21 protein-coding genes are annotated in these 21422 nt (G+C 53.2%); 2 read left to right on the top strand and 19 right to left on the bottom strand.

The features are described 5' to 3' along the window. Positions 1 to 87: 87 nt before the first annotated feature. From rlpA to FDX24_RS16815, 6 genes are all read right to left on the bottom strand, one after another. Positions 88 to 1191, bottom strand: a complete 1104-nt coding sequence (gene rlpA / locus FDX24_RS16840; RefSeq protein ID WP_137364642.1) for an endolytic peptidoglycan transglycosylase RlpA — start codon at positions 1189 to 1191, stop codon at positions 88 to 90. A 10-nt stretch (positions 1192 to 1201) separates the two neighbouring features. Then, a complete protein-coding gene (mrdB, locus tag FDX24_RS16835; RefSeq protein WP_003022718.1) occupies positions 1202 to 2314 on the bottom strand; it encodes a peptidoglycan glycosyltransferase MrdB in 1113 nt (370 codons plus the stop codon). Positions 2315 to 2316: 2 nt separating this feature from the next. Further along, positions 2317 to 4218, bottom strand: a complete 1902-nt coding sequence (mrdA, locus tag FDX24_RS16830) for a peptidoglycan DD-transpeptidase MrdA (protein ID WP_048212298.1) — start codon at positions 4216 to 4218, stop codon at positions 2317 to 2319. A 30-nt stretch (positions 4219 to 4248) separates the two neighbouring features. Beyond that, a complete protein-coding gene (rlmH, locus tag FDX24_RS16825) occupies positions 4249 to 4716 on the bottom strand; it encodes a 23S rRNA (pseudouridine(1915)-N(3))-methyltransferase RlmH (RefSeq protein WP_003022725.1) in 468 nt (155 codons plus the stop codon). A 3-nt stretch (positions 4717 to 4719) separates the two neighbouring features. Continuing rightward, positions 4720 to 5037, bottom strand: a complete 318-nt coding sequence (gene rsfS / locus FDX24_RS16820; RefSeq protein WP_003022728.1) for a ribosome silencing factor — start codon at positions 5035 to 5037, stop codon at positions 4720 to 4722. A gap of 255 nt (positions 5038 to 5292) precedes the next feature. Beyond that, positions 5293 to 5904 carry an adenosylcobalamin/alpha-ribazole phosphatase gene (locus FDX24_RS16815; protein WP_101743288.1) on the bottom strand — a complete coding sequence of 204 codons (612 nt, stop codon included), beginning with the start codon at positions 5902 to 5904 and terminating at the stop codon, positions 5293 to 5295. A 97-nt stretch (positions 5905 to 6001) separates the two neighbouring features. Between FDX24_RS16815 and cobD the strand changes: the two genes are divergently transcribed. Next, complete coding sequence (gene cobD, locus FDX24_RS16810) at positions 6002 to 7096, top strand: threonine-phosphate decarboxylase CobD (RefSeq protein WP_061067513.1); 1095 nt, start codon at positions 6002 to 6004, stop codon at positions 7094 to 7096. Here cobD and nadD read toward each other — a convergent pair. From nadD to leuS, 4 genes are read right to left on the bottom strand one after another with little or no spacing between them, the layout of a single operon-like run. Continuing rightward, entirely contained in the window at positions 7071 to 7712 is a 642-nt protein-coding gene (nadD, locus tag FDX24_RS16805) for a nicotinate-nucleotide adenylyltransferase (protein ID WP_137364744.1), read from the bottom strand. The two genes, cobD and nadD, sit on opposite strands and share 26 nt — an antisense overlap. Position 7713: 1 nt before the next feature. Continuing rightward, the gene (gene holA / locus FDX24_RS16800) at positions 7714 to 8745 is read right to left on the bottom strand and encodes a DNA polymerase III subunit delta (protein ID WP_119921948.1); all 1032 of its coding nucleotides are present in this window, start codon (positions 8743 to 8745) and stop codon (positions 7714 to 7716) included. Further along, positions 8745 to 9338, bottom strand: a complete 594-nt coding sequence (gene lptE, locus FDX24_RS16795) for an LPS assembly lipoprotein LptE (RefSeq protein WP_048212293.1) — start codon at positions 9336 to 9338, stop codon at positions 8745 to 8747. The genes holA and lptE overlap by 1 nt, the downstream gene beginning before the upstream one ends. A 14-nt stretch (positions 9339 to 9352) precedes the next feature. After that, positions 9353 to 11935 (bottom strand): leucine--tRNA ligase, encoded by a 2583-nt coding sequence (gene leuS, locus FDX24_RS16790; RefSeq protein WP_086523620.1) that lies wholly within the window; start codon positions 11933 to 11935, stop codon positions 9353 to 9355. 235 nt (positions 11936 to 12170) lie between these two features. Between leuS and FDX24_RS16785 the strand changes: the two genes are divergently transcribed. Beyond that, on the top strand, positions 12171 to 12653 hold the full coding sequence (locus FDX24_RS16785) for a zinc ribbon-containing protein (RefSeq protein ID WP_005121423.1): 483 nt from the start codon (positions 12171 to 12173) through the stop codon (positions 12651 to 12653). 96 nt (positions 12654 to 12749) lie between these two features. On the opposite strand, the gene rihA is transcribed toward FDX24_RS16785, so the two are convergent. From rihA to FDX24_RS16740, 9 genes are all read right to left on the bottom strand, one after another. Continuing rightward, on the bottom strand, positions 12750 to 13685 hold the full coding sequence (gene rihA / locus FDX24_RS16780) for a pyrimidine-specific ribonucleoside hydrolase RihA (RefSeq protein ID WP_048212291.1): 936 nt from the start codon (positions 13683 to 13685) through the stop codon (positions 12750 to 12752). A 116-nt stretch (positions 13686 to 13801) separates the two neighbouring features. Further along, on the bottom strand, positions 13802 to 14527 hold the full coding sequence (gltL, locus tag FDX24_RS16775; RefSeq protein WP_003022754.1) for a glutamate/aspartate ABC transporter ATP-binding protein GltL: 726 nt from the start codon (positions 14525 to 14527) through the stop codon (positions 13802 to 13804). After that, positions 14527 to 15201, bottom strand: coding sequence for a glutamate/aspartate ABC transporter permease GltK (gene gltK / locus FDX24_RS16770; RefSeq protein WP_003022757.1), 675 nt, complete (start codon positions 15199 to 15201; stop codon positions 14527 to 14529). The genes gltL and gltK overlap by 1 nt, the downstream gene beginning before the upstream one ends. After that, positions 15201 to 15941: a glutamate/aspartate ABC transporter permease GltJ gene (gene gltJ, locus FDX24_RS16765; protein WP_003022759.1), complete on the bottom strand. Its 741-nt coding sequence runs from the start codon at positions 15939 to 15941 to the stop codon at positions 15201 to 15203. The genes gltK and gltJ overlap by 1 nt, the downstream gene beginning before the upstream one ends. A 162-nt stretch (positions 15942 to 16103) precedes the next feature. Then, on the bottom strand, positions 16104 to 17012 hold the full coding sequence (gltI, locus tag FDX24_RS16760; protein ID WP_048212290.1) for a glutamate/aspartate ABC transporter substrate-binding protein GltI: 909 nt from the start codon (positions 17010 to 17012) through the stop codon (positions 16104 to 16106). A gap of 356 nt (positions 17013 to 17368) precedes the next feature. Next, positions 17369 to 18907: an apolipoprotein N-acyltransferase gene (lnt, locus tag FDX24_RS16755; protein ID WP_121584359.1), complete on the bottom strand. Its 1539-nt coding sequence runs from the start codon at positions 18905 to 18907 to the stop codon at positions 17369 to 17371. Between the two features lie 24 nt (positions 18908 to 18931). Continuing rightward, positions 18932 to 19810 carry a CNNM family magnesium/cobalt transport protein CorC gene (corC, locus tag FDX24_RS16750; protein ID WP_003847383.1) on the bottom strand — a complete coding sequence of 293 codons (879 nt, stop codon included), beginning with the start codon at positions 19808 to 19810 and terminating at the stop codon, positions 18932 to 18934. Positions 19811 to 19906: 96 nt separating this feature from the next. Further along, complete coding sequence (ybeY, locus tag FDX24_RS16745) at positions 19907 to 20374, bottom strand: rRNA maturation RNase YbeY (RefSeq protein ID WP_048212287.1); 468 nt, start codon at positions 20372 to 20374, stop codon at positions 19907 to 19909. Continuing rightward, complete coding sequence (locus FDX24_RS16740; RefSeq protein WP_048212286.1) at positions 20371 to 21417, bottom strand: PhoH family protein; 1047 nt, start codon at positions 21415 to 21417, stop codon at positions 20371 to 20373. Before FDX24_RS16740 ends, ybeY begins: the two co-directional genes overlap by 4 nt. Between the last annotated feature and the right edge of the window lie 5 nt (positions 21418 to 21422).

The following is a 21422-nucleotide window of genomic DNA, read 5'->3' as shown; positions in this document are numbered from 1 at the left end:
TGCATAACTGGCAGGCATCTGACTTTCCGCGTGACTTTGTTAATGTCATTTACAGAAATTGACAATTCAGATGCCTGGTTTACGTTATTACACGCCGGTGATGAAGGACTGTAATTGCGCCTCGGATTGCAGACGCTGCTGCAGTGTGGAGGCTTCAGCCTTGCTGGCGAATGGCCCCATCTGAATACGCCAAACGGCACCGTTTTGCACAACCCGGCCCGGAACGCCAAACTGCTGACTTAAACGCTTTTGATACTGCTGTGCACGCGCCTGCTCGCTTACCGCACCAACCTGAACGACGTAACGACCGTTGGCTGCAGCTGCCGGAGTGGCAACGGCGACGGCTGGTGCTGCTGCGACAGTCGGTGTTGTGGCTGGGGCAGTCACAGGGGCAGCCGGTTGTGGCGCTGGCGTCGGTTCGCTACCTTCAAGCACGCCGGAAGCGAGCGTAGTCGGCGCACCGAGGAATCCACCGCTGTTTACTGGTGCTCCGGTAGGGTCATCGCTTTTCAGTGTGGAATTGCTGATCGGGCGGATATCTCCTTGCGGCTGACCCGCATCCGGTGTAGCAGGCATGCTGCCACCGCCGCTTAAATCAGGGCGAGAGGGCAGGGCATAGGTTTGTTTGGCCACTGTCGTACAGGCCATACCTGGGCCGGACAGAGAACCATCCTGTGCGACAATGATAGGATCGATACGCACTTTCGTGTTGTTAGATGTGTTCAGACGATCGGCTGCTGCTCGCGACAGCGAAACGACGCGATCGTTGCCATATGGGCCACGATCGTTAATGCGTACGACGATCATTCGACCGTTTGCCAGGTTAGTAATTCTGGCATAGCTTGGAATGGGCAGCGTCGGGTGTGCAGCAGTCAGCTGCATCGGGTCGAACGCTTCACCTGATGCGGTCAAATTACTTCCTGGCTCCGCATCGTAAATGGCGGCCAGTCCAGCCTGGCTAAAGCGGGAGGGCTCCTGGACTATCTTGTAGCTCTTACCGTCACGCTGATAGTCCTGATTCGCCGTTGGGTTCAGGGGTTCAAAACGCGGATCGGCTCCGCTGATTTCAACAATCGGACCATTACACACCGCAGGTTGCGGCGCGACGGCAGCCTGTTGCTGACCATCATCACTTGAACACGCCGCGAGCATTCCTGCTGCGATGCAGATTCCAATCCACTGCTTACGCATTGCGTACCCCTTACACGCTTTTTGACAACATTTTTCTATGGGTGTGGATCGACATGACAATCCCGAACCCGGCCATCAGCACGATCAGTGCTGAGCCTCCGTAACTGACCAGTGGGAGTGGAACCCCAACTACAGGCAGAATACCGCTCACCATACCAATATTTACGAAGACATAAACGAATAATATCAACATTAAACCACCGGCCATGACGCGACCAAAGGTCGTTTGTGCGTGGGCGGCGATCCACAATCCGCGCATAATCAGCAAAATGTACAGGGCAAGCAGGATTAAAATCCCTACCAGACCCAGCTCTTCCGCTAGTACTGCAAAGATAAAGTCAGTATGACGTTCGGGCAAAAACTCCAACTGCGACTGCGTACCATGCAACCAGCCTTTGCCGCGTAGCCCACCTGAACCAATAGCAATTTTAGACTGAATAATGTGATAGCCCGCGCCCAGCGGATCGGTTTCCGGGTCGAGAAGCATCATCACGCGTTGTCGCTGGTAATCATGCATCAGGAAGAACCACAGTATTGGAATAAATGCGGCCACCAGAACCACAGCAACGCCGATTAAACGCCAGCTCAAGCCGGAGAGGAACAAGACAAACAGGCCGGAAAGCGCAACCAGGATTGAGGTGCCGAGGTCAGGCTGCGCGGCAACCAGCAGCGTGGGCATAAAAATGAGTACCAGCGCTATAGCCGTATTCTTCAGCGAAGGTGGGCAGACATCGCGGTTGATAAAGCGCGCCACCATCAGCGGGACGGCTATCTTGGCGATTTCCGAGGGCTGAAAACGCACGATTCCCAAATCCAGCCAACGTTGTGCGCCTTTGGAAATGGCGCCGAAGGCATCGACAGCAACCAGCAGGATGATACAGAAGATATAGAGGTACGGCGCCCAACCTTCATAGACTCTGGGAGGAATTTGCGCCATCACCACCATGATGACCAGCCCCATAGCGATCTGGCCGACCTTACGTTCCATCATGCCAATATCCTGGCCGCTGGCGCTCCAGATGACCAGCGAGCTGTAGACCAGCAGAGCCAGCAAGATAAGCAACATTGTGGGATCGATATGAATTTTGTCCCAGAATGTTTTTTTGTTCGGATTATCCGTCACGATTATTGGTCCTCACCTGCTGCAACCGCCGGGTTTTCAGCAGGCAGATTGGTGTTGTTGTCACCCAACATAATGTGGTCAAGGATCTGGCGCATGAGTGTACCTACAGCCGGACCGGCCCCACCGTTTTCGAGGATCATCGCGACAGCGACCTCGGGTTTGTCATAGGGCGCGAATGCAGTCATCAGTTTGTGGTCACGTAAACGTTCGGCGATCTTATGTGCGTTATAGGTTTCATTGGCTTTCAGGCCAAATACCTGCGCGGTACCGGATTTCGCCGCAATTTTGTAGGGTGCGCCAGCAAAATACTTGTGCGCAGTCCCATTAGGGCGATTCGCTACACCGTACATACCGTCTTTGGCGATTTCCCAGTAGCCAGAATGAATGTCACCGACAGGAGGCTCATGTGGCTGTACCCACGGCACTTGCTTGCCGTTTTCCGCTGTGCTCATCAGCAGATGAGGGACTTTCACCATGCCGTCGTTGATGAGGATCATCAGCGCTTTACTCATCTGGATAGGTGTTGCTGTCCAGTAGCCCTGACCGATACCGACAGGGATTGTATCACCCTGGTACCAGGGCTTTTTAAACCGTTTTTGCTTCCACTCGCGGGTTGGCATGTTACCCGCGCGCTCTTCAGCGAGATCGATGCCCGTATAATGGCCGTAACCAAATTTGCTCATCCACTCAGAAAGACGGTCAATCCCCATATCATAGGCGATTTGATAGAAAAACGTATCAGCGGACTCTTCCAGAGAACGGGTGATGTTCAGATGACCGTGACCCCATTTTTTCCAGTCACGGTAACGTTTCTCTGAACCGGGTAATTGCCACCAGCCCGGATCAAATAGCCCGGTATTGCGGGTAATAACGCCTGCGCTTAACGCAGAGACCGCAACATAAGGTTTAACCGTGGACGCCGGAGGGTAAACGCCTTGCGTGGCGCGGTTAACCAGTGGGGTATTGGGATCATTGAGTAACCCGGAATAATCTTTGCTGGAGATGCCGTCCACGAACAGGTTCGGGTCATAGCTTGGCATAGAGACCAGTGCCAGGACACCGCCAGTACGCGGGTCTGTGACCACGACGGCGGCACGGCTACCCGCCAGCAGCGTTTCAATGTATTGCTGGAGTTTCAAATCAAGCGTCAGATAGATATCGTGCCCGGCCTGCGGCGCCACTTCTTTAAGCTGGCGAATAACGCGGCCGCGGTTATTGACTTCAACCTCTTCATAACCGGTTTGACCATGAAGTACGTCTTCGTAATAACGTTCAATACCCAGCTTACCGATGTCGTGCGTCGCCGCGTAGTTGGCCAGCTTGCCGTCTTTATCCAGGCGTTCAACGTCTTTATCGTTGATCTTCGATACGTAGCCGATCACGTGGGTCAGTGCAGAGCCGTAGGGGTAATAGCGGCGTTTATAGCCTTTAACTTCGACGCCAGGAAAACGATACTGATTCACGGCAAAGCGTGCGACCTGAACTTCAGTCAGGTTGGTTTTTACCGGAATAGAGGTGAAGCGGTGTGAACGGGCGCGCTCTTTTTTGAAGGCGGCAATGTCATCGTCCGTCAGATCGACGACGTTACGCAGCGCGTCGAGCGTATCCTGAATGTTGTCGACCTTTTCCGGCATCATTTCTATCTGATAAATGGTGCGGTTAAGGGCGAGGGGAATTCCGTTGCGGTCATAAATGATGCCGCGGCTGGGGGCGATAGGCACCAGTTTGATGCGGTTCTCGTTCGAACGGGTCTGATAATCAGTAAAGCGAACGATTTGCAGATTATAAAGATTGGCGATTAGCACGCCAGTGAGCAGCAAAATCCCCAAAAAAGCGACCAGCGCCCGGCGCACAAACAGCGCGGACTCAGCCGTATAGTCGCGAAAAGAATTCTGTAGTTTCATCCGCTGCTTAATCTACTCAAGAATCAATGATCACTCACGGTGATAAGGATGGTTGGTGGTAATGCTCCACGCCCTGTACAGACTCTCTGCGACCAGCACCCGGACAAGAGGGTGGGGAAGGGTTAATGCAGAGAGTGACCAGCTTTGCTCCGCTGCCGCTTTACAGGCGGGGGACAGTCCTTCCGGTCCGCCAATCAACAGACTGACGTCACGACCATCCAGTTTCCAGCGTTCCAGCTCGGTCGCCAGTTGTGGCGTGTCCCAGGGTTTTCCTGGGATATCAAGGGTGACGATGCGGTTTTTGCCTGCGGCGGCCAGCATCTGTTCACCCTCTTTGTCGAGAATGCGCTTAATGTCCGCGTTCTTGCCGCGTTTTCCTGCCGGGATTTCGATCAGCTCAAAGGGCATGTCTTTCGGAAACCGGCGCAGGTACTCCGTAAAACCGGTTTGCACCCAGTCAGGCATTTTCGTACCCACAGCGACAAGTTGCAGCTTCACGCATTAACTCCAGAGTTTTTCCAGTTCATACAGGCGACGGCTCTCTTCCTGCATAACGTGGACAATCACATCACCAAGATCGACGACGATCCAGTCAGCTACGTTTTCGCCTTCTACGCCAAGCGGCAGCAGACCGGCGGTGCGAGACTCCTGAACAACGTGATCGGCGATAGACATGACATGGCGGCTGGACGTGCCAGTGCAGATAATCATGCAATCGGTGATACTGGATTTGCCCTGAACATCTAAGGCGATGATGTCTTGACCTTTCAGGTCATCAATTTTGTCGATTACAAAATCCTGGAGTGCTTTACCCTGCAAGTGTTCCCCCTGGGTGAAAAAGAGTTAAAAACGTCTGTTAGTATACCTGAACCAGAGGCGATATCGGGACAAATGTCTCCGAAAGCGCTTTTGAAGTGCGCTATCATCCCACCCCACGCAACAGAATGCATCGCCATTTTTGTAAAACAATTTCTGCAAAGCTCTGAAAGGCGGGAAAAGTCAGGTTGCGGAGAATAGCAGCCTGTCATAGGGTGTCAATGGGAGAGAGGCCCTTCGGCAGAAAAAACAGTGCATTCACTCACCCTCGTGCCACACGGCGCGACTATTGAGAACTTTCAGAACTGCAAAGTCGTCACAAAAATCAATGGCACTCCAGCATCCCTGTTCGATGCGAAAGTGCCACATGGCGGCCGTGGGCATGGACAGCAGCCGGGCCACCAGTACGCTCAGCACGCCCTGATGACTTACCACCAACAGATTTTTACTGTCTTTGTATTCAGCAAGCTGAGCAATGAAACGTTCAACACGCTGTGAAAATGCCTGAAATCCTTCGCCATTAGTTGGGGTTGCGTTCTGCCAGTCGTTACACCATACGGCATAATTTTCAGCGTCTTCGCGCACAAGATCGCGATGATGGCGCATTTCCCAGTCGCCAAAGAACATCTCATTAAGTTCAGGCATGACACGCACAGGAACATCGCGTTCCGCCAGAATCAGTTGGGTTGTATGGCGGGCGCGTTCGAGTTCGCTGCACAGAACGTTGTCGAAAGGGACATTGCGTAGCAGCCCACTCAGTGATTGCGCCTGAACAATCCCCCGTTCCGTTAGCGGTGTGGGGGCATGACCGCTGTATAACCCAGCGACATTGGCTTCGGTTTCTCCGTGACGTACTAACCAGAGTCTCATTTTTTCCTCTTGGTGCTATTCGCACAAAATATGATGCTTGCCCTGATTGCGCAGAGATTTTTTCAATAAAATACCCCTTTTTAACTGGAGCGGCACGATGTCTTTATTGAAGAGCGCGCACGGCGGTAATACCCGAGAAGCCGCCGCATTGTTGGGCATCCCGCCTGAGCAATTGCTGGATTTTAGCGCGAATATTAACCCGCTGGGTATGCCCGCAACCTTAAAATGCGCGCTTATCGACAATCTGGACAGGGCTGAATGCTACCCGGACGTTGACTACACCCAGTTGCATGCGGCGCTGGCGCAGCATCACCAGATACCTGTTTCGTGGATCCTCGCGGGGAATGGCGAAACAGAATCTATCTTCACCCTGGTTAATGGGCTCAAGCCGCGTCATGCGATGATTGTTGCCCCTGGATTTGCTGAATACCGCCGGGCGCTGGAATGGGGAGAATGTGCGATCCATGAATTTGCGCTGCGCGAGGAGGATGGCTGGCAGCTCACCGCCACGATCCTTGATGTGTTAACGCCAGAGCTGGACTGCCTTTTTCTCTGTACGCCCAACAACCCTACAGGGCTATTGCCCGATGGTCATCTGCTTGCTGCGATAGCAACGCGCTGCGCTGAATTGGGGATTACCTTGATTCTGGATGAAGCCTTTATCGATTTTATTGCCGGGGAGGAAGGTTTTATTCCGCGGCTACAAGAGAATCCGCACATTTGGGTTCTTCGCTCGCTGACCAAGTTCTATGCGATACCGGGGTTGCGACTGGGTTATCTGGTCAATAGCGATGAACAGGCCGTGGCACGGATGCGCAGCCGACAAATGCCGTGGTCAATTAACGCATTTGCCGCGCTGGCGGGAGAGATGATTCTTAGCGATAGCGCCTACCAGCAGGCGACGTGGCAATGGCTGGCACAGGAAGGACAGCGATTTGATCAACAATTGCAAACACTGCCCGGCCTGACAGTCTATCCCGGTCGGGCTAACTATCGGCTGTTACGCTGCGATCGACTGGATATCGATTTGCAAAAATCACTGCTGGAACAACATGTTTTGATCCGCAGTTGTGCCAATTACCCTGGCCTGGACGCGCGTTATTACCGGGTTGCTGTTCGCAGTAAGGACGAAAATGACCGCCTGTTGGCGGCATTAAACAACACGCTTAGCGGTACAAACCCTGCTGGTTGATATAGTCGAGCACGGCGCGTGGCAGTAAGTCGTCGCACGGCTCGCCTTTTTCCAGGCGTTCGCGGATAAGCGTGGCGGAGATATTGAACCACGGCGTTTCGGCAAGGTAAATCTTACCTGCCGGCAGGTTATGCAGATCATCTGCCGTATGGGTCAGATGATTTTCCAGCCACTGCTGGTGCTGTTCCTGTGCCATTTCGAGCGGGTAACCCGGACGTCGACACACGATAAGATGGGTGTTGTCCAGAATCGTGTCGTAGTCATGCCAGGAAGGAAAGGTCAGCAGTGAATCCTGACCAATAATGAATGCCAGCGGTGCATCCGGGCCTTGTTCCACACGCCACTCTTGCAGCGTTTGCGCGGTGTACGAGGCGGTATCGCGTTTTAGCTCGCGTTCATCCAGTAAAAACAAAGGTTTGTCGGCAATGGCCAGCTCAAGCATATGTTTACGCTGGGCGCTGGAGGCTTCCGGTTGCGCACGATGTGGTGGCACGTTATTGGGCATGACAATGACCCGAGAGAGGCCAATCAGATTAGCCAGAATTTCAACGGGTTTCAGATGACCATAATGCACCGGATCAAAGGTGCCGCCGAACAGAGCCTGCAATGATTTCATATCAACCATCAATAAAAACATCTGCCAGTGATTTATGGCAAAGCAACAGGGAAAGTCCCTCAAGCTCTGCCCACACTGACTGACCATAGTCTTGTTTAAGCGTAATTTCCGTACGTGTTAACAGCGTGACCGCCTGACGTAACTGTGTGGGAGTCAGTCGGTTTAACGCTTCTCCCATCATGCCACGGCGATTTTGCCATACCCGATGTTTGTCGAACAATGCCCGTAATGGGGTATGGGTCGACTGCCGTTTCAGGTTCACCAGCAGTAATAATTCCCGCTGCAGAGTACGTAACAAAATAACGGGTTCACTGCCTTCAAGACGGAGCTGTTGCAGAATATGCAGCGCGCGTTTGCTTTTGCCCATCAGCAGCGCGTCCACCCAGTGAAACGGGGTAAAGTGCGCGGCATCGTTAACGGCTTGCTCCACACGAGGCAATGTTAATTTACCGTCAGGCCAAAGTAGCGACAACCGCTCCAGCGCCTGCGCTAACGCTAGCAGATTGCCTTCGTAGCAATAGCATAAGAGTTGGTTGGCGGCGTCATCCAACTGCAGATTATGATGTTTCGCCCTTGCGGCTACCCAACGCGGAAGCTGTGCCTGTTCAGGTGTCTGGCAACTGACCAGTACCGCGTTATTCGCCAGTCCGGTATACCATGCGGCGTTTTCCTGGGCTTTGGTCAGCTTGTTACCACGAACAATAAGCAGCAGATCGTCATGTAGCAGTGTGACGAGCGAGGCAAGTTGTTCGTTAATGGCGGCATTGGGGCCATTTTCTGGCAGCTGCAGGAGTAACGTTTGACGGCTGGCAAACAGGCTCATCGCCTGGCAGAGTGAAAAAATTTCCCCCCAGTCGGTGCTGTTGTCCAGGGTGAAAGCGTGGTGTTCTTCGAACCCTTGCGTTGCGGCAGCCTGGCGGATGGCATCCTGGCTTTCCTGCAATAAGAGGGGATCGTTACCTAAGAGTAAATACGCCGCGCGCAGCCCTTCATTGAGCTGTGCGCGGAGTTGTTCAGGGTACAACTTGAGCATCAGTTACCCAGCGTGGTGGAAACACGCGCCGGAGAGGAGGACGCTGGCGCTGCAGTTTTCACTGCAGGCTCGACGTCATCGCCGGATGACTGAACATCAGCAATATGTACGCTTGGCAGTTTACGAATCAACTGCTCGGCCGCCTTGTCGTACATCTCTTTAACGATCATCTCCTGCTCGTTATCCTTCGCCAGTGCCGCTTGCGGGTTGTCGAAGAATGAACGATAGACTTTAGCGCTGATCGGGTAAATATCATGGCCCGGGATCAGGACTGAAGCACTCACGGACATCACCATCTGGTATTCAGCGGTTTGACCGTTCTGGAACACGGAGGCGGTATCCTGCGAAATGCTGACCGCGCCAAGGCGTAAGGACGGAACGTCTTTGCGCGTTGAGCTGTCTTCCAGCAGTGTAACGCCATTCAAACGCAACTGATTACGCACCGCCCGGCTTAACGGGCCGTTCGGATCACCTGTGACCAGAATCATGGTTTTCATCGTGGGGGGAACCTGCGTAGTACTACGCAGATGCCAGCCACACCCGGCGGTGACCAGCACCGCCAGAGATAACAACAATGTTGTCAGAAATCGCACGCTTCCTCCCGCGCTTAGCCAACGACCAGATTGAGGAGTTTACCCGGTACATAAATCACTTTACGTACGGTAACGCCATCAAGATATTTTGCCACCAGAGGCTCCTGGCCAGCACGTTCACGAACCTGCTCTTCAGTGGCGTTTACCGGAACGGTGATTTTGCCACGTACTTTGCCGTTTACCTGAACCACAACCAGCGTTGAGTCTTCAACCATTGCGGCGTCATCAGCTACCGGCCACGGCGCATTGTCGATATCGCCTTCGCCTTTCAGCGCCTGCCACAGGGTGAAGCAAACGTGTGGGGTGAACGGGTTGAGCATGCGTACAACGGCCAGCAGCGCTTCCTGCATCAGGGCACGGTCCTGCTCGTCTTCCTGCGGTGCTTTCGCCAGCTTGTTCATCAGTTCCATAATCGCCGCAATTGCGGTGTTAAAGGTCTGACGGCGACCGATATCATCAGTCACTTTAGCAATGGTTTTGTGCACGTCGCGACGCAGCGCTTTTTGATCTTCCGTCAGTGCAGCAACGTTCAGCGCCGGAGCATCACCCTGTGAAGTGTGCTCATAAACCAGTTTCCAGACACGCTTCAGGAAGCGGTTTGCCCCTTCTACGCCGGATTCCTGCCATTCCAGGGTCATATCAGCCGGAGAGGCGAACATCATGAACAGACGCACGGTGTCCGCGCCGTAGCGCTCAACCATGACCTGCGGGTCGATACCGTTGTTTTTGGACTTGGACATTTTGCTCATGCCGGTATACACCAGTTCATGGCCTTCAGCATCCTTCGCCTTAACGATACGACCTTTTTCGTCGCGCTCAACGATGGCGTCAACCGGAGAAACCCAGTTGCGTTCGCCGTTTGCGCCAACGTAGTAGAACGCATCGGCCAGCACCATTCCCTGACACAGCAGCTGTTTAGCCGGTTCGTCAGAGTTGACCATGCCCGCGTCGCGCATCAGTTTGTGGAAGAAGCGGAAGTAGAGCAGGTGCATGATGGCGTGTTCAATACCGCCAATGTAGATATCAACCGGCAGCCAGTAGTTTGCCGCTTCTGGGTCCAGCATGCCTTCGTTGTACTGCGGGCAGGTGTAGCGCGCGTAGTACCAGGAGGACTCCATAAAGGTATCGAAGGTGTCGGTTTCACGCAGGGCAGGCATACCGTTAACGGTGGTTTTCGCCCACTCCGGATCGGCTTTGATCGGGCTGGTGATACCGTCCATGACGACATCTTCTGGCAGAATTACCGGCAGTTGATCTTCTGGTGTCGGCAGTACGGTACCGTCTTCCAGCGTCACCATCGGAATTGGCGCCCCCCAGTAACGCTGACGGGAAACACCCCAGTCGCGCAGACGGTAGTTAACTTTACGCTCACCGACACCCAGAGCGACCAGCTTGTCGGCAATGGCGTTGAACGCGTCTTCGAAGGCCAGGCCGTCAAACTCACCGGAGTTAAACAGCACGCCTTTTTCGGTCAGTGCCTGCTCGGACAAATCCGGCTCTGCGCCTTCAGAAGTCAGAATTACCGGCTTGATGGACAGGCCATACTTGGTGGCAAATTCGTAGTCGCGCTGATCGTGACCCGGAACGGCCATCACCGCACCGGTGCCGTATTCCATTAGGACGAAGTTTGCCGCCCAAACCGGGATTTCTTCGCCAGTCAGCGGATGAACCGCTTTAAAGCCGGTATCGACGCCTTTTTTCTCCATGGTCGCCATTTCGGCTTCAGCAACCTTGGTGTTACGGCATTCGTCAATGAAGGCAGCCAGTTCCGGGTTATTTGCCGCCGCTTTTTGCGCCAGCGGGTGACCTGCGGCAACGGCCAGGTAGGTCGCACCCATAAAGGTATCCGGACGGGTGGTGTAGACGGTCAGCGTGTTGTCGTAACCGTTCACGTTGAAGGTGATTTCTACACCTTCAGAACGGCCAATCCAGTTACGCTGCATGGTTTTAACAGTATCAGGCCAGTGATCCAGGTTATCCAGATCACGCAGCAGTTCGTCAGCGTAAGCGGTGATTTTGATGAACCACTGTGGGATCTCTTTACGCTCAACTTTGGTATCGCAGCGCCAGCAGCAGCCGTCAATAACCTGTTCGTTCGCCAGTACGGTCTGGTCGTTCGGGCACCAGTTCACCGCAGAGGTTTTCTTGTATACCAGACCTTTTTTGTACAGTTCGGTGAAGAACTTCTGTTCCCAGCGGTAATATTCCGGGGTGCAGGTCGCCAGCTCACGGCTCCAGTCGTAACCAAAGCCCAGCATTTTGAGCTGGTTTTTCATGTACGCGATGTTGTCGTACGTCCACGGTGCTGGCGCGGTATTGTTTTTTACCGCCGCACCTTCCGCAGGTAGGCCGAACGCATCCCAGCCAATGGGCTGCAGTACGTTTTTGCCCAGCATGCGCTGGTAGCGGGCGATCACGTCACCGATGGTGTAGTTACGTACGTGGCCCATGTGTAGTCGACCAGAAGGATAGGGAAGCATAGACAGGCAGTAATACTTCTCTTTGCTCTCGTCTTCGGTAACTTCAAATGTGCGCTTCTCATCCCAGTGAAGCTGTACTTTGGATTCTATCTCTTCCGGGCGGTATTGCTCTTGCATGGCAGCCAGTGGTCCTGTTTTCAATACAGCTACAAACGTAGCTCTAGATGTGGTGTTTCAGATCCGCATAGCATAGCCCAAACGCCCGCGTCAAAACAGCCTTTCGCGCATTCAGCGTTGAATTCCCGCAAGGATAATTCTGACACGAATTTACACACTCTGTGGACAGTCTTGCAAAGCGTAGCGTAAATAACGTCTATTATTATAGACAGTTAACGACCCAGGAGGCGAAGCGATGAACAAGGTTGCTCAATATTACCGTGAACTGGTGACGTCACTCAGCGAACGTCTGCGTAACGGCGAACGCGATATCGACGCGTTGGTGGAGCAGGCGCGTCAGCGAGTTATGCAGACCGGGGAGTTAACCCGAACCGAGGTGGAGGAACTCACAAGGGCCGTCAGACGCGACCTGGAAGAGTTTGCACTCAGTTATGAAGAGAGTCTCGATGAGGAGACAGACAGCGTCTTTATGCGAGTCATCAAGGAGAGTATCTGGCAGGAACTGGCCGATATTACCGATAAAACGCAGCTTGAATGGCGCGAAGTGTTCCAGGATCTCAGTCATCATGGGGTTTATCACAGCGGCGAGGTGGTTGGGTTGGGGAATCTGGTCTGCGAGAAGTGTCACTTCCATTTAGCGGTGTACACTCCGGATGTGCTGCCGCTGTGTCCGAAATGCGGACACGATCAGTTCCAAAGACGGCCATTTGAGCCGTAATCGCTTATTGCCGGATGGCGACGTGAAGCGTCTTATCCGGCCTACAAATTGCACGATTTTGTAGGCCGGATAAGCGTTAGCGCCGTCCGGCGTGTATCAGGCGTAAAACTTCAGCCGTTCCGCCAGCAGATCGACAAATCCCTGGCGATCAACGTCCACCATCACGGTGGCGTTTGGCTTATTGCCGCTCAGGAAGTAGTAGTCCACCACGGTCATGCCCTGCGTGTATTTGCCCTGAGTTTCCACACCAACCCAGCGATCAACGGTGGTAAACAGTTCCGGTTTCAGCAGCCAGGCAATAGTGCAGGGGTCGTGCAGCGGCGCGCCGATGAATCCCCATTTTTCGTCTTTGTGATATTCAAAGAAGAAGTCGAGTAGTTCAGCAACGATCGTTGAAACAGGATTGCCAATAGCGCGGAACCGTTCGGTATCTTCGCGATGTATTTGCGCTTTATGCGTGACGTCCAGACCCGCCATCACCACCGGAATGCCCGACTGGAATACGATTTCAGCGGCTTCAGGATCCACAAAAATGTTGAACTCAGCGGCGGGCGTCCAGTTTCCGAGCCCCATCGCACCACCCATTATCACGATACGGGCGATTTTAGCGTGCAGTTCAGGATGGCTATTCAGTAGCAATGCCACGTTGGTTTGCGGCCCGGTGGAGACAATGGTCACTGGCTCTGGGCTGTCACGCAGGGTTTTCGCCATCAGTTCCACAGCGGTACAGGCCTGTGGCGCAAAGGCGGGTTCCGGGAGCGCCGGGCCATCTAACCCACTCTCGCCGTGGACGTTATCGGCAATAATCAGATCGCGCATCAGCGGTTTCACAGCGCCACCGGCGACGGGAATATCACTACGATTGAGCAGTGTTAGCATGCGTAATACGTTACGCAGCGTTTTGTCGGGCGTCTGGTTCCCGGCTGACGAGGTTACCGCTTTCACATCCAGTTCAGGTGAGGCGAGGGCGAGAACAATTGCGATAGCGTCGTCATGACCTGGATCGCAATCAAACAGGATAGGAAGTGCCATTGTTGCTCCTTGTAAGTGGGACTCTGTGACAAGGTTAACGCTGGGCTGTATCTGTTTCGAGAAGTGAAGAGGTAAATCGTGAGGTGGCGCGCACATGGCGATGCGCGCCGGCAAGATTAGTGCAGGATTTTCGCGAGGAAGTCTTTGGCCCGGTCTGATTTCGGATTAGCGAAGAACTCTTCTTTCGGTGAGTCTTCAACAATTTTCCCTTCATCCATGAAGATCACCCGGTTCGCCACTTTACGCGCAAAGCCCATTTCGTGGGTTACCACCATCATGGTCATCCCTTCATTGGCCAGTTCAACCATAACGTCCAGTACTTCGTTGATCATTTCAGGATCAAGCGCCGATGTCGGTTCGTCAAACAGCATGGCGATAGGATCCATACATAGCGCCCGGGCGATAGCGACACGCTGTTGCTGGCCCCCGGATAGCTGGGCCGGGAACTTCTCGGCATGTGCTGACAGACCAACGCGTTCCAGTAACTTTTGCGCTTTGTCGCGGGCCGGCTTTTTATCGCGCTTAAGCACTTTTACCTGCGCCAGAGTCAGGTTCTCAATGATCGACAGATGCGGGAACAGTTCAAAGTGCTGGAACACCATACCAACACGAGAGCGCAGTTTGGCCAGATCGGTTTTTTTATCATTTACCACGGTGCCATCAACGGTGATGACGCCCTGTTGCACTGGCTCCAGGCCGTTTACCGTCTTGATAAGCGTTGATTTACCGGAGCCTGACGGGCCACAGACAACCACCACCTCACCTTTTTTCACTTCCGTGGAGCAGTCGGTCAGCACCTGAAAGTGACCATACCATTTAGAAACATTTTTCAGGGTAATCATTAAACTGTCCTTTTCTTCAAATAGCTGACCAACAACGATGCGCTCAGACTGAATACAAAATAAACGGCGCCAGCAAACAGGATCATTTCAACCTGCGTGCCGTCACGCTCACCAATGGTGGAGGCGGTACGGAAGAAATCTGCCAGACTCAATACATAGACCAGCGAGGTATCCTGGAACAGTACGATGCCCTGGGTAAGCAGCAGCGGCACCATTGCGCGGAATGCCTGTGGCAGAATGATCAGCTTCATCGACTGCCAGTGGGTCATCCCCAGCGCCAACGCGGCGCTGGACTGCCCACGAGAAATACTCTGGATACCGGCACGGATAATTTCGGAATAGTACGCGGCTTCAAACATCGAAAACGCCACCATCGCCGAGATCAGGCGAATATCGGTTTTTGGCGACAGGCCCAGCACGTTTTGCAGGAAGCCGGGCACAATCAGGTAGAACCACAGCAGCACCATTACCAGCGGAATAGAGCGGAATACGTTGACGTAGCCCTTCGCAAACCAGGCAATCGGCGCAAAGCTCGACAGTCGCATGACGGCAAGGATGGTCCCCCAGACGATACCAATGACGACCGCTGTAACGGTGATTTTCAACGTGATGATCAATCCGTCCAGCAGATACGGCAGGGAAGGGACGATAGAACTCCAGTCAAATTCGTACATTATTTGCCTCCCAAATTGCCAGGCAGGCGGATTTTGCGTTCGACGAGATTCATCACCAGCATGATGACGGCGTTAATCAGGACGTAGGCCAGCGTGATGGCGGTAAACGATTCCCATGCGTGGGCGGAGTAATCCAGCAGCTTGCCCGCCTGCGCCGCCATATCCACCAGACCGATGGTGGAGGCGATTGCGGAGTTCTTCACCAGGTTCATCATCTCTGAGGTCATTGGCGGAACAATCACGCGATAAGCGTTTGGCAGCAGGACGTAGCGATAGGCTTGCGGCAGCGTCAGGCCCATCGCCAGCGCGGCGTTTTTCTGCCCGCGAGGCAGGGACTGAATCGCGGCACGAACCTGCTCACAGACGCGCGCGGCGGTAAACAGCCCCAGACAAAGCATGGATGAGAGGAAGAACTGAATGTTGGGATCCAGTTCTGACTTGAACCACATGCCAATGTTTTCCGGCAGCAGTTCAGGAATGACCAGATACCAGGTAAAGAACTGGACGATGAGTGGAACGTTACGAAACAACTCAACGTACAGCGTGCCGATCCCGGAAAGGAAACGATTTGGTACGGTACGTAAAATGCCGAATAAAGAGCCTATGAGGAAAGCGATAATCCAGGCGGTGATAGATAACGCGACCGTGACCTGGAAACCACTCCAGAGCCAGCCGAGATAGGTGGTGTTGCCGAACGGGGCCTGTTGTAAAAAAATACCCCAGTTCCAGTCTATAGACATAAATCTACTCCAGAAAAAAAAGGGTAGCAGCGCTACCCTCGAAGATTGTTATTCGGCGTTTTGCGGTTTTCAGGCCTGATGGGGAACGACCATCAGGCTTATAGTCTGTCCGTGCCAAGTAACAATCGAGAGGGCAAGGTGAACTCGCCCCATTTATTTTAGTTAGTTAAGCGCTTTATCATTCGGTGATTTGAACAGAGCCTTCATTTCGTCTGACAGTTCGAAATTCATGTTCAGGTTCTTCGGTGGAATTGGATTTTTAAACCACTTATCAAACCATTTCTCAGCTTCGCCTGAGGTCTGAGCCTGGGCAATGGTGTCATCCATCAGCTTTTTGAACTCAGGGTCATCTTTGCGCAGCATACAGCCGTAGGCTTCCTGAGATTGCGGCTTGCCAACGATCTCCCAGTTGTCTGGTTTCTTCGCTTTCGCGCGTTCGCCAGCCAGCAGGGCGTCATCCATCATAAAGGCAACGGCGCGGCCGCTTTCCAGAGTACGGAAAGAGTCACCGTGGTCTTTCGCGCTGATGATGCGCATATCCATTTTTTGTTCTTCGTTCAGCTTGTGCAGCAGGACTTCTGAGGTGGTACCTGAAGTCACGACCACGGCTTTGCCTTTCAGGTCAGCGAAATCTTTGACGTCACCGCCTTTTTTCGCCAGCAGACGGGTGCCGACAACGAAAATGGTGTCAGAGAAGGCTGCTTGTTTCTGGCGCTCAACGTTGTTGGTGGTGGAACCACATTCAAAGTCGAAGGTACCGTTTTGCAGCAGCGGAATACGGTTCTGAGAGGTAATTGGGATCAGTTTCACCTGCAGGTCAGGCTTGTTCAGCTTTTTCTTCACCGCTTCAACAATTGCGTTGGAGTAATCCTGTGAATAGCCGACCACTTTTTGCTGATTATCGTAGTAAGAAAACGGTACCGAGGATTCACGGTGGCCGACCACGATCACACCGTTTTTAGCGATCTTATCCAGCGTGCTGCCTGCCGCTGGTGCTGCGTCTTCTGCGTGCGCCAGACCAGCGGACATTCCCATGACCAGCATGGCTGTGGCGAGCTTACGTAATTGCATATCCAACTCCTTTATCGTCTGCGCCGGTGACGCATTGATACCCATTGTGATGTTGTTATTGTTTGCTACTTAAACGTGCAGTCTTGTATATGTTTGTTAACATTTAGTTTGGATGAATGTAAAGAATTTGCTGTGTTATTGTTTATTTTTGCGAAGTGCGCCGCACCATTTGGGGGCAAAAATATCCTGTTGCACTTTTCGGGTGCTACCTTCGCTCAACTTTGGTGCGACCAGGTTGCACATTCAGCCAAAACAGCGTTTGCCTTGTAGAACAAAGCAATAGACGTGCCAGAATGGGATGTGGGAAATGTTTATGGGCCGGATAAGCAAAGCGTTATCCGGCCGGGGAGGGGAGGTTACTTACGACGTTGACGCAGGCTCATGACCACCGCACCAAAGCCAAACAGTGCGGTCAGCAGCCACAGCGGCCAGTTACCGGTACGAGCATAAGGGGTTAAGCCCGTGGTCGGCGTAACGCTGGTGGTCAGAACCTGACGGGTAAACTGCGGGATCATCGCCTGAATTTCACCCTGCGGGCCAATCACCGCGGTAATACCGTTATTGGTGCTACGCAGCAGCGGGCGTGCCAGCTCCAGAGAACGCATCCGCGCCATCTGGAAGTGCTGCCACGGACCAATGGACTTACCGAACCAGGCATCGTTGGAGATAGTCAGCAGGTAGTCCGTATCCGGACGGAAGTTATCCCGAACCTGTTCGCCAAGAATGATTTCGTAGCAGATGGCAGCCGTCAGCTTAAAGCCGTGCGCATGCAGCTGTGGCTGTACATAAGGTCCACGGCTGAACGAAGACATTGGCAGGTCAAAGAACGGCGCTAACGGGCGTAGGATCGATTCCAGCGGGACAAACTCACCAAATGGGACAAGGTGATTTTTGTTATAGCGATTGGTCGAGTCATAACTGTACGGACTGTCTTTACCCAACGTGATGATGGTGTTGTAGGTGTCGTAACGATTCTGTTTGTTCAGGCGAGCATCTACAATCCCGGTAATCAGCGTGCTGTTTTTCGATTTCAGCAGGTCATCCATCATGCTCAGAAAACGCTGCTGGTTAATTTCCAGATCCGGAATAGCAGATTCTGGCCAGATGATGAGCTGTGATTTACCCATCTCGGGCTGGGTGGCGTCGAGATAAATCTTCAGGGTGTTGAGTAACTGACTTTCATCCCATTTGAGCGACTGTGGAATGTCGCCCTGCACCATCGACACTTGCGTGGTTTTTTCCGGCTCCAGCGTATACCACTGGATATAGCGTAGCGGGAAGGGCAGCGCGAAAAGTATCACGGCCACGACCAGCGGACGCCAGTTACGGCTGACTAACGCCAGCACCAGCAGGCCGCTAACCATCATCAGCAGGAAGTTGATTGCCTCTACGCCCATTACCGGTGCAAGCCCTTTTAGCGGGCCATCAATTTGGCTGTAACCAAACTGCAGCCATGGGAAGCCGGTCAGGACCCAGCCGCGCAGGAATTCAGTTATCTGCCAGATAACCGGCGCGGCAATCGCTACCCGAATCCAACTGGTTTTCGGCCACAGACGCGACAGAATGCCAGCAAACAGACCGGTGTAGAGGGAAAGGTAGGCGGCAAGCAGAACCACGAGAAAAACGTTTACCGGCCCCGGCATGCCGCCAAATTGCGCGATGCTGACGTAGACCCAGTTGATGCCTGAACCAAACAGGCCCATTCCCCAGAAATAGCCAATGGCAGCAGACTGGAGAGGACGGCGGTTGAGGGTAAGAGCCTGCAGACCCATCAGCGAAATAATCGCGGCGGGCCAGATGTCATACGGAGAGAACGCCAGCGTCCCGCAGGCACCGAATAATAACGCCAGCAGCAGGCGCATGCGCTGGCGTTCAATTAATGGGGCAAATGCCATGTAGTCTATGATCCAGTTTCGGGTTTATTCGTCCAGTTTGGGCTGGGGTGAGTCGTCCGGAATTCTGACATGAACCTGAATAATACGACGGCTGTCAGCCATCGCCACTTTGAACTGGTAACCATCAATGTCGATGGTCTCACCGCGAGCGGGTAAATGACCAAAGGCCTGCATAACCAGCCCGCCAATGGTATCGACTTCTTCGTCGCTAAAGTGGGTCCCGAAAGCTTCGTTGAAGTCTTCAATCGACGCCAGCGCGCGAATAGTCCAGGTGTGGCGACTGAGCTGACGGAAATCAATATCGTCTTCTTCGTCGTACTCATCTTCAATTTCACCGACAATCAGTTCAAGGATGTCCTCAATGGTCACCAGACCTGAGACACCGCCAAACTCGTCGATGACGATAGCCATATGATAACGCTGGGAGCGGAACTCTTTCAGCATGCGGTCAACCCGCTTGCTTTCAGGTACGACAACCGCCTGGCGTAACACTTTCTCCATGCTGAAGGCTTCGGCATCGCTGCGCATAAACGGCAGCAAATCTTTGGCCATCAGAATCCCTTCAATGTGATCTTTGTCTTCGCTGATCACCGGAAAACGCGAGTGGGCAGACTCGATGATCACATCGAGACATTCGTCCAGGGTCTGGTTGCGTTTCAGGGTAATCATCTGAGAGCGAGGGATCATAATGTCGCGTACGCGTTGGTCCGCAATATCCATCACCCCTTCGAGCATATCGCGCGTATCTTCATCGATAAGGTCGTTTTGCCCGGAATCACGGATCAGCTCCAACAGTTCGTCGCGGTTTTTCGGTTCACCGTGGAAAAGTTGGCTCAGTAACAGGGAAAAAAATCCCTTTTTGCTGTTTAAGGTGTCACTACTGTGTGAATTGTCGTCGCTCATGGCGTCGTATGGGTTCTCATGTTAGTTAACAGGTCGCTCAATGCGCGTAAACTCAGCGCACGGCTTTATGGGAAGCCCGGGCAGATGCCCGACGGCTTATTCCTTCTCGGCAATGTACGGATCCTCATAGCCCAGAGCAAGCATAATCTCTGTTTCGAGGGATTCCATCTCTTCCGCTTCATCGTCTTCAATATGGTCGTAGCCGAGTAAATGCAGGCTACCGTGCACCACCATGTGCGCCCAGTGGGCTTCAAGCGGCTTACCTTGTTCCTGCGCTTCTTTCTCAACGACCTGACGGCAGATGATCAAATCACCCAGCAGCGGCATCTCAATGCCCGGCGGGGCTTCAAACGGGAAAGAGAGTACGTTGGTTGATTTATCTTTCCCGCGATAGGTCAGGTTCAGCTCGTGGCTTTCAGCATCGTCGACCAACCGAATCGTGACCTCTGACTCTTCCTGAAACTGCGGGATCACGGCATCCAGCCATCTCTGAAACTGACTTTCTGGTGGTAAGCCGGATTCGTTTTCGCATGCCAGCTGTAAATCGAGAATAACCTGACTCATTTTTGTTCCTGCTCCTGAGCTTCGCGCTTGCGTTCTGCCGCCAGCTCGGCTTTGCGTTTTTGTTCTGCTTCTTCCCAGGCTTCATACGCCGTGACGATACGGGCAACCACCGGATGGCGAACCACGTCTTCGCTATGGAAGAAATTAAAACTAATTTCGTCGACTTCAGCCAGCACTTCAATGGCATGACGCAGACCGGACTTGGTGCTACGCGGCAGATCAATCTGGGTGATATCGCCGGTGATAACCGCTTTGGAGTTAAAGCCTATACGGGTCAGGAACATTTTCATCTGTTCGATGGTGGTGTTCTGGCTCTCATCAAGAATGATGAACGCATCGTTTAACGTACGGCCACGCATATAGGCCAGCGGCGCAACTTCAATGACGTTACGTTCAATCAGCTTTTCAACCTTCTCAAAACCGAGCATTTCGAACAGCGCGTCATACAGCGGTCGTAAATAGGGATCGACTTTCTGGCTCAGATCGCCTGGCAGGAAACCGAGTTTTTCACCGGCTTCAACCGCTGGACGGGTTAGCAGAATACGGCGGATCTCCTGGCGCTCTAGTGCATCGACCGCGGCGGCAACCGCAAGATACGTTTTACCGGTACCTGCCGGGCCAACGCCGAAGGTGATGTCATGGTCAAGAATATTAGCGATATACTGCGCCTGGTTCGGTGTACGCGGTTTAATCACTCCGCGCTTAGTTTTGATATTCACCGCTTTGCCAAATTCCGGCACGCTGTCTGCGCTTTGCTCAAGCACACGCGCTTCTTTAATCGCAAGGTGAATTTGTTCTGGCTCGATGTCCTGTGTCTGGCCGCGCATTGGGGCCGTATCGACATACAGGCTGCGTAAAATATCTGCCGCAGCGGTGACACAAATTGGACGACCAGTCAGTTTGAAGTGGTTATCGCGGCGGTTAATTTCGATGCCGAGACGACGCTCCAGTTGTTTTATGTTGTCATCAAATGGCCCGCAAAGGCTCAACAGGCGGGCGTTGTCTGCGGGTTCAAGGATAATTTCGCGAGTGTCTATGTTCAAACTGT

Origin of the sequence: Citrobacter sp. wls716, from assembly GCF_005280975.1 — a bacterium.
Taxonomy (GTDB): domain Bacteria; phylum Pseudomonadota; class Gammaproteobacteria; order Enterobacterales; family Enterobacteriaceae; genus Citrobacter; species Citrobacter youngae.
This window is presented reverse-complemented; position numbering and strand designations above follow the sequence as displayed.